Annotated in this window: 1 protein-coding gene; it reads left to right on the top strand. The window is 66.5% G+C overall.

Annotated elements, in window-relative coordinates; all coding sequences use genetic code 11:
* Window positions 1-13 precede the first annotated feature (13 nt).
* Window positions 14-379: hypothetical protein (locus AB0C16_RS40890; RefSeq protein ID WP_357691602.1), on the top strand; the 366-nt coding region annotated here is incomplete at its 3' end.

Here is a 379-nt window from a genome sequence, read left to right as displayed (position 1 = left end):
TTCCGATCTCGAGGTGCTGGAGAAGCACGACCTGCTGGTGCCGTCTTCACTTGAGTGGGCCTGGTTCGAGACGGGCAAGGGCGGCCTCGGTGCCCATAGCCGTCTAAACCTCGGCACGCGTTCACTCGACGAGCCTGGACTGCCCGATGCCCTCCACGCCTGTCGGCCGATGGGTTATCCGGAGGCAGAAATCGGCGGAATCCGCGTGCTGGGCTCGGGCACCTGGTTCGACGCGGACGGGCAACGGCACAGGGAACACCGTCTGGTGGACCTCATGGTGGCGCCGGACGAGACGGACCTCTGGGTCGAGCTGTCCGTGCATCACGACGTCTGGGGCCAGTGCGATTTCCGTGGCGAGCCGCATCCGGCCATCCACGCC

Origin of the sequence: Nonomuraea sp. NPDC048916 (assembly GCF_040649575.1) — a bacterium.
Lineage (GTDB): Bacteria > Actinomycetota > Actinomycetes > Streptosporangiales > Streptosporangiaceae > Nonomuraea.
Note: the sequence above shows the minus strand (reverse complement) of the source record. Positions and strands in the feature narration are given on the sequence as shown.